The sequence below is a fragment of the Flavobacterium sp. AC267 genome, assembly GCF_979258715.1.
In genome coordinates, this window is record NZ_OZ409875.1 from 926,950 (window position 1) to 943,094 (window position 16,145).

At 32.3% G+C, this 16,145-nt stretch carries 17 protein-coding genes and 3 pseudogenes; 12 read left to right on the forward strand and 8 right to left on the reverse strand.

Going from position 1 to position 16,145, the window contains the following annotated elements; genetic code table 11:
- Positions 1-52 precede the first annotated feature (52 nt).
- The 8 genes and pseudogenes from hemE to ACZZ95_RS04930 all read left to right on the forward strand — a co-directional run bounded on the left by hemE (position 53) and on the right by ACZZ95_RS04930 (position 7,299).
- A pseudogene (gene hemE, locus ACZZ95_RS04895) lies at positions 53-1,080 on the forward strand (uroporphyrinogen decarboxylase).
- A 199-nt stretch (positions 1,081-1,279) separates the two neighbouring features.
- Positions 1,280-1,849, forward strand: coding sequence for a transposase (locus ACZZ95_RS04900; RefSeq protein WP_463468231.1), 570 nt, complete (start codon positions 1,280-1,282; stop codon positions 1,847-1,849).
- 135 nt (positions 1,850-1,984) lie between these two features.
- Positions 1,985-2,362, forward strand: a complete 378-nt coding sequence (locus tag ACZZ95_RS04905) for a hypothetical protein (protein WP_463468232.1) — start codon at positions 1,985-1,987, stop codon at positions 2,360-2,362.
- A gap of 2 nt (positions 2,363-2,364) precedes the next feature.
- A complete protein-coding gene (locus ACZZ95_RS04910; RefSeq protein ID WP_463468233.1) occupies positions 2,365-2,916 on the forward strand; it encodes a GNAT family N-acetyltransferase in 552 nt (183 codons plus the stop codon).
- Entirely contained in the window at positions 2,906-3,808 is a 903-nt protein-coding gene (gene hemF / locus ACZZ95_RS04915; protein WP_463468234.1) for an oxygen-dependent coproporphyrinogen oxidase, read from the forward strand. The genes ACZZ95_RS04910 and hemF overlap by 11 nt, the downstream gene beginning before the upstream one ends.
- A gap of 871 nt (positions 3,809-4,679) precedes the next feature.
- Positions 4,680-5,138, forward strand: coding sequence for an IS200/IS605 family transposase (gene tnpA, locus ACZZ95_RS04920; RefSeq protein ID WP_463468235.1), 459 nt, complete (start codon positions 4,680-4,682; stop codon positions 5,136-5,138).
- Positions 5,139-5,383: 245 nt separating this feature from the next.
- Complete coding sequence (locus ACZZ95_RS04925) at positions 5,384-6,322, forward strand: DUF4421 family protein (protein WP_463468236.1); 939 nt, start codon at positions 5,384-5,386, stop codon at positions 6,320-6,322.
- A gap of 88 nt (positions 6,323-6,410) precedes the next feature.
- A pseudogene (locus tag ACZZ95_RS04930) lies at positions 6,411-7,299 on the forward strand (fructose bisphosphate aldolase).
- 173 nt (positions 7,300-7,472) lie between these two features.
- On the opposite strand, the gene ACZZ95_RS04935 reads toward ACZZ95_RS04930, so the two are convergent.
- The 8 genes from ACZZ95_RS04935 to ACZZ95_RS04970 all read right to left on the reverse strand — a co-directional run bounded on the left by ACZZ95_RS04935 (position 7,473) and on the right by ACZZ95_RS04970 (position 12,486).
- A complete protein-coding gene (locus tag ACZZ95_RS04935) occupies positions 7,473-8,600 on the reverse strand; it encodes a hypothetical protein (RefSeq protein ID WP_463468237.1) in 1,128 nt (375 codons plus the stop codon).
- The gene (locus ACZZ95_RS04940; protein WP_463468238.1) at positions 8,566-8,844 is read right to left on the reverse strand and encodes a hypothetical protein; all 279 of its coding nucleotides are present in this window, start codon (positions 8,842-8,844) and stop codon (positions 8,566-8,568) included. The genes ACZZ95_RS04935 and ACZZ95_RS04940 overlap by 35 nt, the downstream gene beginning before the upstream one ends.
- The gene (locus ACZZ95_RS04945) at positions 8,822-9,181 is read right to left on the reverse strand and encodes a hypothetical protein (protein WP_463468239.1); all 360 of its coding nucleotides are present in this window, start codon (positions 9,179-9,181) and stop codon (positions 8,822-8,824) included. Before ACZZ95_RS04945 ends, ACZZ95_RS04940 begins: the two co-directional genes overlap by 23 nt.
- Before the next feature lie 2 nt (positions 9,182-9,183).
- A complete protein-coding gene (locus ACZZ95_RS04950) occupies positions 9,184-9,816 on the reverse strand; it encodes a hypothetical protein (protein ID WP_463468240.1) in 633 nt (210 codons plus the stop codon).
- Positions 9,817-9,900: 84 nt separating this feature from the next.
- Positions 9,901-10,254 (reverse strand): hypothetical protein, encoded by a 354-nt coding sequence (locus ACZZ95_RS04955; protein WP_463468241.1) that lies wholly within the window; start codon positions 10,252-10,254, stop codon positions 9,901-9,903.
- 396 nt (positions 10,255-10,650) lie between these two features.
- Complete coding sequence (locus ACZZ95_RS04960; protein WP_463468242.1) at positions 10,651-11,277, reverse strand: Imm43 family immunity protein; 627 nt, start codon at positions 11,275-11,277, stop codon at positions 10,651-10,653.
- A gap of 155 nt (positions 11,278-11,432) precedes the next feature.
- Positions 11,433-11,684 (reverse strand): hypothetical protein, encoded by a 252-nt coding sequence (locus ACZZ95_RS04965; RefSeq protein ID WP_463468243.1) that lies wholly within the window; start codon positions 11,682-11,684, stop codon positions 11,433-11,435.
- Positions 11,685-11,877: 193 nt separating this feature from the next.
- Positions 11,878-12,486 carry a hypothetical protein gene (locus ACZZ95_RS04970; protein WP_463468244.1) on the reverse strand — a complete coding sequence of 203 codons (609 nt, stop codon included), beginning with the start codon at positions 12,484-12,486 and terminating at the stop codon, positions 11,878-11,880.
- A gap of 266 nt (positions 12,487-12,752) precedes the next feature.
- Here ACZZ95_RS04970 and hemB point away from each other — a divergent pair.
- From hemB to ACZZ95_RS04990, 4 genes and pseudogenes are all read left to right on the forward strand, one after another.
- Positions 12,753-13,745 (forward strand): annotated as a pseudogene (gene hemB, locus ACZZ95_RS04975) (porphobilinogen synthase).
- Between the two features lie 53 nt (positions 13,746-13,798).
- Positions 13,799-14,713, forward strand: a complete 915-nt coding sequence (locus tag ACZZ95_RS04980; protein WP_463468245.1) for a hypothetical protein — start codon at positions 13,799-13,801, stop codon at positions 14,711-14,713.
- 11 nt (positions 14,714-14,724) lie between these two features.
- Positions 14,725-15,123 (forward strand): c-type cytochrome, encoded by a 399-nt coding sequence (locus ACZZ95_RS04985; RefSeq protein ID WP_463468246.1) that lies wholly within the window; start codon positions 14,725-14,727, stop codon positions 15,121-15,123.
- Between the two features lie 563 nt (positions 15,124-15,686).
- Positions 15,687-16,136: a GyrI-like domain-containing protein gene (locus ACZZ95_RS04990; protein WP_463468247.1), complete on the forward strand. Its 450-nt coding sequence runs from the start codon at positions 15,687-15,689 to the stop codon at positions 16,134-16,136.
- Positions 16,137-16,145: the final 9 nt, after the last annotated feature.

The following is a 16,145-nucleotide window of genomic DNA, read 5'->3' on the forward strand; positions in this document are numbered from 1 at the left end:
CAGAAAACAACGCTTAAAGCCTAAAGCTTAAAGCCTAAAGCAATAAAAAAAAATGTTAAAAAACGACCTATTTTTAAAAGCATTAAAAGGAGAAACTGTTCAACGTCCGCCAGTATGGATGATGCGTCAAGCTGGAAGATATTTGCCAGAATTTATCGCTTTGCGTGATAAATATGATTTCTTCACACGTTGTCAGACTCCAGAATTAGTCGCAGAAATTACAGTACAGCCCATTCGCAGAATTGCTCCAGATGCTCGCTATTTTATTCTCAGATATTTTAGTTGTGCCTCAAGCAATGGGAATTGAAGTTTTAATGAAAGAAAATTTCGGTCCGTTTGTACCAAATCCAATTCGTTCAATGGCAGATGTTCACAGAGTTTTTGTTCCGGACATTCAGGAAACTTTAGGTTATGTAATGGATGCCATTAAATTGACTAAAGAAATGCTGAACGACGAAGTGCCATTAATTGGTTTCGCTGGTTCTCCTTGGACAATTTTCTGTTATGCTGTTGAAGGAAAAGGTTCGAAAAGTTTTGATACTGCAAAAGGTTTCGCATTCTCAAACCCTGCGGCTAAGACATACATTATTACAAAAAATTACAGATACAACTATTTTATACTTAAAAGAAAAAGTAAAAGCGGGAGTTGATGCCGTTCAGATTTTTGATTCTTGGGGAGGAATGCTTTCTCCGGTTGATTATCAGGAATTTTCATGGAAATATATCAACCAGATCGTTGAGGCTTTGGCTGATAATGCTCCGGTTATCGTTTTCGGGAAAGGATGTTGGTTTGCTCTTGGCGAAATGGGTAAAAGTAGAGCTTCGGCACTTGGTGTAGACTGGACTTGTTCGCCTAGAAATGCACGTTATTTGTCTGGTGGAAACATTACTTTACAAGGAAATTTTGATCCGTCAAGATTGCTTTCTCCAATTCCTACCATCAAAAAAATGGTTCACGAAATGATCGATGAATTCGGAAAAGATAAATATGTTGTAAATTTAGGTCACGGAATTTTACCAAATATCCCTGTAGATCACGCAAAAGCGTTTATTGACGCGGTTAAGGAATACAATCAATAGTATTCAGTTGACAGTTTTCAGTTTTCAGTCTCAGTAAGCTTTCCTGCAAGGTTTCCAAAACCTTGTAGGTATAAAATTAGACAAGATTTCTGCTTCGATTGGCTTTCCCGCAAGGTTTTTTTCAAAACCTTGTAGGTATGATGAAGTCTTTCCTTTGATTATAATGAAGACCTACAAGGTTTTGAAAACCTTGCAGGAAATGAAAAAGAGATGCAATATGAAGTTAGAGGTTCTAGAGAAAGATTATTATTATCATATTTATAATCGTGGTATTAATGGGATAAATATTTTTGAAAGTGATGACAATAAGATTTATTTCTTAAAACAGGTTTCAAAATATTTATCTCATAAAATTTCGGTTTTTACTTATTGCCTAATGAACAATCATTTTCATTTAGTGATTCGGCTTAATTCTGAAGAAAAAGAAGTTACACAAGCATTTTCAAACTTGTTTAATTCTTATGCAAAAGCTTTTAATAAACATACCAACAGAACAGGAAGCTTATTTGAAAAACATTTTAAAAGAATAAAATTAAAAAACGAAAAGTATCTAAAACAATTGATAGTTTATGTTCATCTAAATCCTAAACATCATTTTGATCTTGACTTTAAGGATTTCAGATTTTCATCTTATAAAGCTTTTATGTCGGATAAAGAGACAAAAATAGAACGAAATGAAGTTTTAGAGTTATTTGGAGATTTTGAAAATTTCATCTTTTGTCATAATCAAAAGAATGAACTTTTAAACGAAACTTATACTTTTGAGTAATAGTTACGTTTCGTCCTGCAAGGTTTTTAAAACCTTGTAGGTGTTTAAAAACTATCGAAATCTTCTTTTTAAATGGATTATGCAAACAATTAAATACCTAAAAGGTTTTGGAAACCTGGCAGGAAGCGGAAAATCATGCTAAATAAAGGACTTAGAGACGAAGAAAGTATCAGAATTGACAATGTATTAAAAACATTGCACGCTCTTGACTTTATACCTCAGCCATTGACAAACGATCAGGAAATTAATATTGAAAATCAGCTAAAGGAATTCGGATTAAATATCTCAACTCTAGTTGACTATAAAAATGAAGAATTAATTACTTTATTAGTGCGACGTCATTTAGATTTCAATCAATTGGAACAGTTTGCTGATTTTTTAATTGCTTTTTCAAAAGTTGAAAATTATAATTTTAATGACAAAGCTTTAGCACTTTACCAATATATCCAACAGGAAAGCAAAGTTTTTTCATTTGGAATCAATACTAAAATCGCTTCGGCTAAAAACAAATAAAGATGAGTTTTACAGATTGGAAAATCGACCGAATTGAAAACATTCTTCCCGAAGAATTTTACCAACTAGTAGACAAGAATAAAACCCATATAGGCCACACTTTTCCTGTAACTCTTGCCAATTCTGATTCATTAAAAAAAGCGACAGATTTTCTAGCGGTAAGTCTTGATAAAGAAAAAAACAATGAAGGTTTTTATTTTTATGCAAGAGATATCGAAACAAACGATTTAATTGGCTATTTGTGTGTAAAAACGATTGATTACCGCATTTCAAAATGTGAATTGGGATATTTTATTGACGAAGATTATCAGGGAAAAGGAATTACATCAAAAATGGTTTCGCATGCTCTTGATTTTTGTTTTAATGAATTAACGATGAATAAGGTTTTTATCTGCACCTCAGAAATAAATTTGGCAAGTCAGCGAATCGCATTAAAACATAACTTTAAAAAAGAAGGAATTTTAAGAGACGAATTTAGAAATGGTGCCGGCGAATTGCAAAACACGGTTTATTTCGGGTTGCTTAAATCAGAATACAATACTCATGAAAGATAAATTTTACGCATACATACAAAAATTACAAGACCAAATCTGCGCCGGTTTAGAAGCTGTTGACGGAACGACAAAATTCCGTGAGGATTTATGGAAACGTCCAGAAGGAGGAGGAGGCAGAACACGCGTTATTGAAAACGGTGCTGTTTTCGAAAAAGGCGGCGTAAACATTTCAGCCGTTCACGGAAAACTTCCTGAAACGATGCAGAAAATGTTTGGCGTTGGCGAAGCCGATTTCTTTGCCTGTGGCTTAAGTTTGGTAATTCATCCGAAAAACCCAATGGTTCCCACCGTGCACGCCAATTGGCGCTATTTCGAAATGTATGATGAATCTGGAAATGTGATCGAACAATGGTTTGGCGGCGGACAAGATTTAACCCCATATTATTTGTTTGAAGAAGATGCAAAACACTTTCACCAAACGTGTAAAACTGCCTGCGACAAACACAATCCAGAGTTTTATCCAAAATATAAAAAACAATGTGATTCCTATTTTTGGAATGCACACAGAAACGAAGCCCGCGGTCTTGGTGGTTTGTTCTTTGATTATTGCAAAGCAAATGAGCAAATGTCAATGGAAAATTGGTACAATTTCGTAACCGAAGTCGGCAATAGTTTTCTTGAAGCTTATGTTCCAATTGTAGAAAGAAGAAAAAATTTAGAGTATTCTCCAGAAAACAGAACCTGGCAGGAAATTCGCCGTGGACGTTATGTGGAGTTTAATTTAGTTCACGACAAAGGCACTTTATTTGGTTTAAAAACTAACGGAAGAATTGAAAGTATTTTAATGAGTCTTCCCCCACACGTACAATGGGTTTACGATCATCATCCTGAAGTTGGAAGTAAGGAAGAAAAATTAGTAAATGCATTAGAAAATCCAATTGATTGGGTTTAATATTAAGATAAATTTGTTTCGCTCCGCTGGAGCTCTTGAATAATACCTTGTAATTTCTCTATAAATATTTCGTCCCTCTGGGACTAGGCTTTGCTAATTTATTCAACAATATAAAGCCCCATCAGGGCGACATATTTATAAGAAGGCACATATATCTACAACTTCAATAATTCATCTTGAATAAAGTTCCAGCGGAACGAAATATTTATAGAAATAATTTATTCAACAATATAAATCCCCATCGGGGCGACATATTTATAGGAAAGCACATATATCTACAACTTCAATAATTTATCTTAAATAAAGTTCCATCGGAACGAAATATTTATAGAAATAATTTATTCAACAATATAAAGCCCATCGGGGCGACATATTTATAGGAAAGCACATATATCTACAACTTCAATAATTTATCTTAAATAAAGTTCCATCGGAACGAAATATCTATAGAAATAATTTATTCAACAATATAAAGCCCCATCGGGGCGACATATTTATAGAAAAGCACATATCTACAACTTCAATAATTCATGTCGAACAAAGTTCCAGCGGAACGAAATATTTATAGAAATAATTTATTCAACAATATAAAGCCCATTGGGCGACATATTTATAGGAAAGCACATATATCTACACCTTCAATAATTTATCTTAAATAAAGTTCCATCGGAACGAAATATTTATAGAAATAATTTATTCAACAACATAAAGCCCCATCGGGGCGACATATTTATAGGAAGGCACATATATCTACAACTTCAATAATTCATCTTGAATAAAGTTCCATCGGAACGAAATATTTATAGAAATATTTATCCTACAAATTTAAAATTATTAATTAGCTTTACTCTTTAAATAATTTTAATAAAAAATGGCAAATACGTATACTCAAATATATGTTCATATTGTTTTTGCAGTTAAAGGCAGACAAAATTTGATTTCTAAAAACTGGAAAAATGAAATTTATAAATACATTACTGGTATTATAAGCAATAAAGAGCAAAAATTAATTACAATTAATGGAATGCCGGATCATATTCATATTCTAATTGGCTTAAAACCTGACAAATCAATATCAGATTTAGTAAGGGATATTAAAGCAAATTCTTCAAAATTCATAAATGATCAAAAATGGATTAATGGAAAGTTTGAATGGCAGACTGGATTTGGAGCTTTTACTTATGGACATTCTCAATTGAATAATGTTATAAAATACATTGAAAATCAAGAAGAACATCATAAGAAAAGAACATTTAAAGAAGAATATATTGATTTTTTAAAATTATTTAATGTTGATTTTAAAAATGAATATGTTTTCGATGATGTTTGATTCCTATAAATATTTCGTTCCAACGGAGCTTTCTAAGGCACACTTCTATTTTTACTATATACATTTTGCCTCTTCGAAGCTTTTTTATTTAAGTCCCAGAGGGACAATATATTTATAGAAATTTTATAAATTAGTACATCCTAAACCCCATCGGGGGTGATATTATCTACAGCATTATTTTGCTCTGCTAGAGCTCATCTCAAATGATAATTGGATATACTATAAATTTTTGCTAAATACTAAATATGAATCTAAAACTGATTTACATAGCATTTTTTGCCAGCATTTTTGGGTGTTTTGCCCAAAACGATACGTCGCAAAACCCCTATTTTAAATCATACGATGATAAAATTACCACCAGCGTTTATTATTTAGATACTTCAAATAATTTTCAGATTACTTCGGATAGTCAGGATCCAAAAATTTATGTAGATCTAATTCCCAATCGAAGAGAACAGATTGGTTTTAATTTAAGCTATAAAATCATTGACGTTACTATTGGTTTTGCTCCAAAATTTCTTAGCGGGAATAAAGGCGATTCAAATTCTAAAAACTTCAATTTCAACACCCGTTTTTATTATAAAAAATGGATGCAGTCGTTTACTTTTATCAATCAAAAAGGATTTTACATTAGTGATGATAACATAACCGCGCAGTTGCCCAATATGCGCACTACTAAAATTGGAGGATCGACGGCTTATGTTTTTAATGACAAATTTTCTTTTAAATCATTGGTAAGTCATAACGAATGGCAGACAAAAAGTTCTGGAAGTTTTATTCCAACTTTTTCCTTTTATTACACTAATTTGGACTTAAATACTCCAGACTCTTCTCCTGGAGATTTGTATGTTTTTACTTTAGCTCCCTCCTATTTTTATAATTTTGTAATCAGCGACCGTGTTTTAATTGGTGCAGGAATAGCTTTAGGCGCCGGAATTAATGATATGGATGGCGAGACCTCAGCATTGTATCAGTTGGATCTTAACTTGAAGATTGCTTATAATAAAGATCGTTTCTTCGCTTATACGAGTCTGAATTCTGTAAGTTTTGCTCAAGACGAAAAAGTACAAACCCGACTCAACGACAATATTACTACCTTCAAAATTTCTGTTGGGTACCGATTTGATCCTCCAAAAAAAGTAAAAGAGATTTATGATAAGGCAAATGAAAAAATTGGACTTTAAGAAATCTTAACTTTTTGAAAGTAATACCGAGGAAAAAAAATGCGTAAATTACAGCTATTGTAAAATCAAATGCATTATCATGGAAAACATAAATCAGGATCAATTAAATCGTATGCATTCCGGTAAGGGATTTATTGCGGCACTAGATCAAAGCGACGGAAGCACACCAAAGGCATTATCGCTATATGGCGTTCAAGAAAACAGCTATTCAAATGATGAAGAAATGTACACTCTGGTACACGACATGAGAACCCGAATTATTAAAAGTCCCGCTTTCGACAGCCAATATATTCTTGGTGCTATTTTGTTTGAAAACACAATGGACCGCAAAATCGACGGTCAATGGACGGCAGATTATTTGTGGGAAAAGAAAAACATAGTTCCTTTTCTAAAAGTTGATAAAGGACTTGCTGATACTGCCGGCGGCTGTACAGCTGATGAAACCAATTCCCAATTTAGATGAATTGCTGACACGAGCAATAGAACGAAATGTTTTTGGGACTAAAATGCGTTCGGTTATTAAAGAAGCAAATCCTGATGGGATACGTGATATTGTAGAACAGCAATTTAGAGTTGGTTTACAAATCTTTAACAAAGGACTTATTCCAATTATTGAACCTGAAGTTGATATTTACAGTTCGGATAAAGAAAAATCAGAAGAAATTCTAAAAGAAGAAATCAGTAAACAGCTTAATGCATTAGACAAAGAGGTAAAAGTAATGCTGAAATTATCAATTCCGACTGTAGATAATTTTTACAGCGAATTAATGTCAGATCCGCATGTTGTACGTGTTGTGGCGTTATCTGGCGGTTATTCGCGAGAAGATGCAAATCTTAAACTGACTCAAAACCACGGATTAATTGCCAGTTTTTCAAGAGCACTTTCTGAAGGACTTACGGCGGGTCAGTCTGATGATGATTTCAACGATGTACTTGAAACCACAATTAAAGATATTTACAAAGCTTCCATCACATAAAAAATTCACTTTTGAGATATAAAAAAAGCCCGAAAATCTAATTTTCGGGCTTTTACATTTTATAACTCTTGAATTATTTTGAAGTCATTTCATCGGCTAAATCTAATGTCTGCAAAATGATATTTTTATCAGATTTGTTAGAGTTTAGTTTGAAGATGAATTTCAGTTTATTATCAATTAATTTCTTTGGAGATTCTGTTGTAATATCTGAAAACTGCGCAAGCAACTTTATTGATTTGAACCAAATCTGATTCCTTCGCATTCTTGCCAAATGCATTTACAGTCTGAGCAATATTAAGTTTTCCGATCATATAATTTTTAGACAAATCTTTCTTTGTTTCTTTAACAAAAGAACCTGTTCCTTTATTAAAATAATCCATTGTATTGGCAACAATTACGACATCTTTATCTTTTAGAATAAAAACAGTACCATATTCTTCCGTTCCAAAAACCTGATACTGATTTCCATTTTGCGTTAATAACTTTTTACGAACGCCCAATTGTAAAAGCTTGTCTCCAAATGTCGGATGTGTTGAAGTAAAAATTACAGCAAACAACGGAATTGATTTTTTCACTTTCTCTTGTGTAATTGTTTCTTGAAAATTCTCATCATAACCGTACTTTTTGGTCATTACCTCAACATCTTTCATTCCATATAAAAAAGCGCTTAAATCACCATCGAAAAGCTTTGCTGTAGCTTCTTCATCGATTATTGTCGATATTAAATCGGTAATAACGCTTATATCTTCTTTTCCAAATTTTGGATTCTGAAATATATCAGCCGTTAAGGAAGGAAAACTCTCAAGCGCCTCTTTTGTGTTCATGTGATACGAACCGTAAGCTAAAGGCTTTTCTTCAGGGAAATAATCAAATATTTTTTTATTGATTTTTCTATTGGTAATTTTATTCATTACACCCGCAATTTCTGCAGAGTATTCTACAACTTCTTCAATACGGGCATTATCATTGTCAAAATAAAAATCAACATTTATTCCTTTTACAAAATTTCCAAAATTATTCTGCATCGGTAAAAACTTGTCATAACCGCCAAAAATCGTCGTCGGATACTGGTAAGCCGAATACAAACTCGAAATTGCACCGCCATAATCTACCCAAGATGAAATATCTGCAGATTCGTTGATTTTTGATGAACTTGGCGCCGTAAAACCGTTTTCAAATAATGCTTTTATAATTTCATTTTGTTTGTCTGCTAGTTTTCGATCAAATTCTGCCTGCTGTAAAGTATATTCTTCGTACGGATTTCCATCATATAAATTTTCTTCCTGAGTTGAATTTGCCATAGGCGCAGACCTCTTCAATTATTACAGGTGCCTCTACAACTTCTACTGGATCGCCATAGCTTTCGTCCGAATAAGCAGAATCAATTTGAACTTCAGTCTGCAAATCATAAACATTTTTAGAAAGTTTTTTTGTCAACTCTAAAACAACCAAATAAGTATCATTCCAAACCATTGATCTCTTTTTGCCGTTTGGTGTATAGACAGAATATTTATCAAAATCTTCAATTGCTCGCAATAGAGTCACTACTGTTATTGATTTTAAACTCTTTTATCAAAAACTGTCTAAGCGCTTCCCTCCCTTTTATTGGAATGGTAACTTGATAATACGGAATGCTGTCTGTGAAACTGCCGTGAATGGTTATTTTTTGATCAAAATTGATCTGCGAAGTATATTTACTAAAATCAAAATCAGGTTTTTTGTCGCTGTATTTGTTTATCAACGGATGATTTAAAACATCTGAAACGCTTACTTTTTTAGAAAGCTGATTTCCGTTGAATTGCACAAAATAATCGTATTTGTTGGTTTGTCCAAACGTTAAATAAGAGGCGAGTAAAAAAATTAAAGTATAAAATTGTTTCATAATCAAGGCGTTAATTGTATGGTATTATTCATTAATGTCGATTTTTTCAAAACGCTGTACATGCTTTGCTTTAAAAAAACCGTCTTTTTGTTTGTCGAAATTTTACTGTTTGTATTATTTACGAAGAGAATATCTTTATCAAAAGTATAAATCGAAGTAATAGTAGCTTCTTCAAGATCTTTCTTTTTCTTCGGATCATTTACTACTTTTTCGGGAATTGGATAAGAGGCAATTCTTTCGAAATTTTTTCCGCTTCCGCTAAAGTGAATCTGATCACGCTGATTGTTGATCGTATTTACAACAGCATTTAATGCTTTCAAATTCGCATAATTGAGTTTGATGATAAAAACGTAATTGTCAAAATCTGTTTTTGTGGTTACGTTTGAAATTCCGTCAATTTTTAAAGCTTTGGTTTTAAAGTCTTCCAGCTTTTGAACAATTTCCTGTTCGTTGGGAATTTTAACGCCATCGACTTCTTCGAGCCAAATAGCAGATTTTGTCTTAAACCAAGATCGTGAAAAGTCGATCATAAGTGTATATTCACCACTTTGGTCGTCGTGGTGTTTGATTCTTTCTGTTATCTCAAAACAACTTGTCAAGAGTAAGCAACAAAATAAAGCGAGAATTTTCTTCATTAGACAAATTTAGATGGAAATATTTTAAAAACCTTATTTCTTCTAAATTGTTGGGGTTAATTTAGTCAATATATAAATATCAAATTATAGAACTTGAATTGAATCTATAAAATCTTCCCTTAGCGTTTTTAATTGTTTGATTCTTTCATCTAAAAAAGCCATATAGCTTTCTTGTGTAAATTCGTCTGGCCAACTTCCATTGTAGAAAGCATAATTTGATATAATATTAATTATTCTTTGAATGACTTCATTACAATAGTGGACAAAAACTTTGTCATAATTAAAACCACTGGAATGATGTACTATGATGTTTTCAATTAATCTTTTCATCCTCATAAATGATTCTTCACTCCACTCTGCATTCATTCGAATGTAATATTCCAACTCTTCATCTGAATTATTATATTCAAAAAACTGTTTTAAATTTTCTTCCATCATTTATATATCTAGTACTAATTCTCAAAGCAAAAAAATAAATCTTTGCGGGCATGGATTGTAAATTTGTGCTAGCAGGTTTATTATTCATTGAAACATCTCTCTTCTTATTTTATATATTTCCTTGTTCCGTAGGAACATCTTATCGGTAGATAATTATATTGTTATCATTATTTTACGTTCCGTAGGAACGTTTGATTTTGACATCATTTTTTAAGAATCGGTTAATATCAAACGTTCCTACGGAACGTAAATGTGGGCGATCGTTATTTTTTTTCTACCAATGAAACCTTCCTACGGAATGATAACTTGATGAAAAAGTGAAAAAACTTAAAATCTTAGCAACTTAAAGAAAACTCAATCTTTACGGGCACGGATTGGAAATCCGCGCTAGCGGGTTTAAGGTCTATAAAGCCCTGCTTTATTAGAAGGAATAAAACTAATTCCTCTTAATTTGAGATTTTCGGCTTCTTTTTTAAATTCTTCTGAACAAAATAAAATACCTGCAAATCCAATAGTGCTTAAAACAAACACATCTGGGAAATTTATCGAATCTTTAAATTGTAAATCCCATATCTTTTTTATACTTCCGTTTCGCTTATCAAAATCAATCTTCGATTTTTCTAAGTCTATCGCATCTTCTAGCTTGTCAAAAAATCTTAGATAATGATATTCCTTTGAATGGATGTTTTTATTATGTTTATTTACGATATGTAATTCTGTGTATTGAAAGTTGTTGATCTGAAATTTAAATAATAAGTTCAGAAATTCAGATGAGATGAAAAAACCTTGACTATCCCATCTCAAATCAAATTCGTATTTTTTATCTTTTGTTACGAACCATAATACCTGAGGCAGTACAGTTTTAATATTTTTTGTGGTTCTCCATTCTCCACTATCAGAAGCCCGACCTTCAAATGGTTCTTTTTCAAAAAATTCTGTATGTAATATTCCTTCTAGTAAAGTAGGACATGAATTTTCTTTTTTTTTGAAAATTGCATAAATGTTTTTATCAATCTTTTTCATTTTTAAAAAATAAGATTTTACCAGTTAGTTCAAAAAATTATAATCCGTGCCCACAACAGTGAGACCCAATACTAATTCTCAAAGCAAAAAAATAAATCTTTACGGGCACGGATTACAAATCCGCGCTAGCGGGTTGTAAATCCGCGATATCGGATCTATTCTTCATTGAGCCATTCGTCAAAACCATTCTTTTTTAATTTTTCAATTATTAATAGTAATTCATCATGCTGATGAACTTTACCATCATTATACTTGTATACATCATTTAAACATATTACTGTTTCTTTTCCCGTTAATATTGCAATTAAATCTGCCAGATTTCTATCAGAGAAATGATCATATAAAATTGAGATTAAAATGAAATATTCTTTTTCAGAAATTCCATCAGGAAAAGCATTTGTTAACATTCGAAAACTACTTTCTAGATGCTTAGGTATAGTGTTTTTATTCATCTTCTTGTAATTTATTGATAGCGTGGCAATTTGTGTCCACAATAGGGAAACACAATACTAAATTCTTAAAGCAAAAAAAATCAATCTTTGCGGGCACGGATTGCAAATCCGCGCTAGCGGGATTACAAATCGAGCTATCTAATTTTACCTAAATAATATTACCAACTTCTAAAAAAACAACATTTCTATAACCTTTCATTTCACAAAACTGCTTTACTTTTTCTGTACATAACAGAAATCCAGTATCTATTGGTTTAAAAAAATCATACCCATCTATGTCATTTTTACTAAAGAAAAAACCCTTTCCTTCTTCTCTCGGTATAATTATATCTCCTTGTAATTCCGAAATACCATAAATTTCTTCAATTTGTTGATTGCCATTTTCATCTTCTTCGAATTCCACTGTACTTTGAGACAGCAACTTAAATTCAACAGAAGTGTAGATAAATTTTAAATTAGGGTTTTCTTTAGGAAGATATTTGAGTTTCTTAATATTACCCATTTCTTCTTTGTGTGTTTTTTTTATATCTATTTTGAAACTAGATAATCCTTTAAAGTTTATTTCAAGTTCATTTGCAACTGATTCCAAACAAGCTTTAGATCTATTACAATAAATAAAATCCTTTATTTCATTTCCAGAAACGCCCCAATCTTCCCACCAAACATCAATTTTCTGCTTTGCAAATTCTTGATCCATCGATGCTCTAAGTTGTGCGTAATTTGTATTTATTGGAATTTTTAAACTATAAATTTTCATAACCAAAAATAAGATTTTTCCTAATTTTGCAAATGTACCTCAAATATCTAATCACAGCCAAATTTTTAGATAATATTAACTCATTCTCACGGCCGTTAAACTCCTAATTCTGTTCCTTTTTCTTTAACTTTGCAAGCACTTTATAAAAAGTAAAAAATCTTCGAAAAAGAAAAAAACAATTACACTTTTAGAAACAAGGATGAATCAATCTGTTTTCAAGGAAATCAGGTTCAGTCTGAAATCTAAAATCTAAAATCTAAATTTATATGTTCCCATTACAGAGAAACCGCCGTTTAAGAACCAATGAATCTATTCGCTCTTTAGTTCGTGAAACCAGTTTGAGTCCTCAGGATTTTATGCTTCCAATGTTTATTGCAGAAGGAAAAGATATAAAATCGGCTATTCCGTCGATGCCGGGAATTTACCGTCATTCTCTGGATAACACGATTAAAGAAGTAAAAGAAGCTTGGAATTTAGGTATCAAAGCGGTGAACATTTATGTAAAAGTGAGCGACAACTTAAAAGACAATAAAGGAACGGAAGCCTGGAACAAAGACGGATTAATGCGACGAAGCCATTCGCGCGATTAAAGATGCTGTTCCAGAAATGATCGTGATGCCAGACGTTGCCCTAGATCCGTATTCTATTTATGGTCATGACGGAATTATCGAAAAAGGCCAATTGATAAACGATGCTACTCTTGACGCGCTAACTTTAATGAGTTTAAGCCACGCCGAAGCGGGTGCCGATTTCGTAGCGCCAAGCGACATGATGGATGGACGCGTTTTGGCGATAAGAAAAGCGTTGGAAGAAAACGGACATCATAATGTTGGAATTATGAGTTACAGCGCCAAATATGCTTCTGCTTTTTACGGCCCTTTCCGTGATGCTTTAGATTCTGCTCCAGTAGATTCTCAAGATATTCCAAAAGACAAAAAAACCTACCAAATGGATTATGCGAACCGAATTGAAGGAATTCGCGAAGCTTTATTGGACGTTGAGGAAGGTGCAGATATCGTAATGGTAAAACCTGGAATTGCTTATCTAGACATTGTTCGTGAGATAAAAGATACGGTTCATGTGCCAGTTGCGGTTTACCAAGTTTCTGGTGAGTACGCTATGGTAAAGGCGGCAGAGAAAGAGGATGGCTGGATCATGATAAAATTATGATAGAGCAATTGTATTGCATTAAGCGCGCGGGTGCCAGCATCATCTCTACCTATTTTGCAAAAGAAGCGGCAATATTATTAAACAAGTAATTAATTACGAAAAAAACATATACTTTAGCGCCACAAATCTAAACTAAATGTATATGAAAAAATTATTACTTTCTTTCTTATTAGTTACTAGCTTAACAGCTGTAGCTCAGGAAATTAAATTTAAAAAAGACAAAATCAGTATCGATGGAACTGAGGTTGCAATTCTAGACAAAGAAAAGGTAAATTACAAAATCCTGACATTGGATAGTCGCCCAATTTTTTCAATCGAGAGAAAAAGCGCTTTAATGTCTGATGGATCTACGCTTTACTGGTCTGTTCTTACTGATTTAAGTAACAGCAAAACTAATGAAGTAGTTGATTATGGTAAAGATCAAGGTCTAAGTTTTCAAAGAACTATTGTTGCAAGTGTTTGTAATGACAAATACAAATTTATCAGTGCGACAGGAATTGATGAAAAAGGAGTTTTGGAATTTATAAACGGAACGCCAACTGATATTGAGAAAGTAATTGCAGATGCTAACCAAAAAACTGTTGATCAGTTAAAAGTGGAGCAGGATGCTATGGCGGCATTAAATATAAAAGTAACAAACGGAATCATTTACCAAAAACAAGAAGTTTTAAAGGAAAATGGAATGGTACAAGATTATGTAAAAATTGGAGATGTCGTGAAAAAAAATATCACTTATATGCCTAATTGGCCTCCAAGTTTAGTGTACATGGTAAATTCAATATTTACAGTTGTAGATAATAACAACAGAGAACAAACAAAATACAGAGAATTAGGTGGATGGTATGCTACAAAAACAGGATATACTAATCCAACAACAGGTAAAAATATTAAAGACGAAGTAATTACTGCAGACAATAAATATTTCCCTTTAAAAGGTACCCTTACGGACACAGAAAAAATTAAGCTTTCTGTTCAAAAAGGAGACAAAGATTTACTTGAAAAACAACTTGTAGCTAAATTACTTTTTAATGGCTACAAATTTGAAGCGATGAAATAATATATTAAAATATGAATAAAGCAGTATTTTTAGTTGCTGTTTTAGCTTTTGCCTCTTGTAAAAAAGAGGGTTCTGAAAAAACAGATCAGACAACGGAATCGTATTCTGAAGGAGAATCGGCGAAAGCCAAAACACCTGAAGAATTGGGAAAACAAATTTTTGAGGGAACTGGAAATTGCTTTGCATGCCATCAGCCGGATCAAAAAGTGATTGGACCAAGCATTAAAGAAATTGCCAAAATCTACAAAGACAAAAAGGGCGATATGGTTACTTTTTTAAAAGGAAATGCCGAACCCATTGTAGATCCGACTCAGTTTGCGGTGATGAAAACAAACTTCCCGATAACGCAGGCAATGTCTGATGAAGAATTAAAAGCTATTGAGGTTTATATTTACAGTCATTTGAAATAGTTCCATCGGAACAGCATATTTATAGTTAATTTGTCATTATGAATTAAAGCTCCACAGGAGCGAAATTTTACGTCAAATATCACCCCTACAGGGTTTAGAACTAAAAAATAAATCTTCTATAAATATTGCGTCCCTCTCTGGGACTTAGTACAAAAAAACAAAAACGGCGCCGCATTGGCGCCGTTTTCTATTTTATATATCTGTTCCATAGGAACATTTCATCGGTAGAAAATTTATAATGTTTTCATTTTTTACGTTCCATAGGAACGTTTGACATTCTCATTTTTTTTTTCAATAATCAAACGTTCCTACGGAACGTACACGAGACTGGTTACTATTTTTTTCTACCGATGAAACATTCCTACGGAATGATAAAAAGATATAGAAAAATGAAAAACTAAAGTTTTCATTCACAAACAAAATAAGTATAAAAATGGGCACGATATCTGAACTGAAAAACAACTTGAAATAAAAACTTAAATTGACATTTTAAGCCTATTACTGACATGCTGTTGTCACTTTCTCATTGTAAATTTGTATTTAACAAAATTATTTTAAACAAAATGGAAATTCAAAAATTCAATGTAGTTGGTATTTCAGTACGTACAACTAATCAAAATGGTCAATCGGGAAAAGATATTCCTGCACTTTGGAACAAATTTATCGCAGAAGGAATTGCTGAAAAAATTTCAAATAAAATAAATAATTCTGTTTATTGTATATATACAGATTACGAAAAAGATCATACTGAACCGTATACAACCATTTTGGGCTGTCCTGTAGAAAATCTGGATTCAATTCCAGAAGAGATGACAGGTAAAACTATAGAAAAAGCAGTCTACGAAAAATTTACTGCAAAAGGAAATTTGACAGAAGGAGCTGTTTTTAATGAATGGATCAAAATTTGGAATTCAGATTTGGACAGATCTTTTACATCAGACTTCGAAATTTATGGTGAAAAAGCACAAAATATTGAAAATTCAGAAGTTGATATATTTATTGCAATTAAATAAAATAGAAAA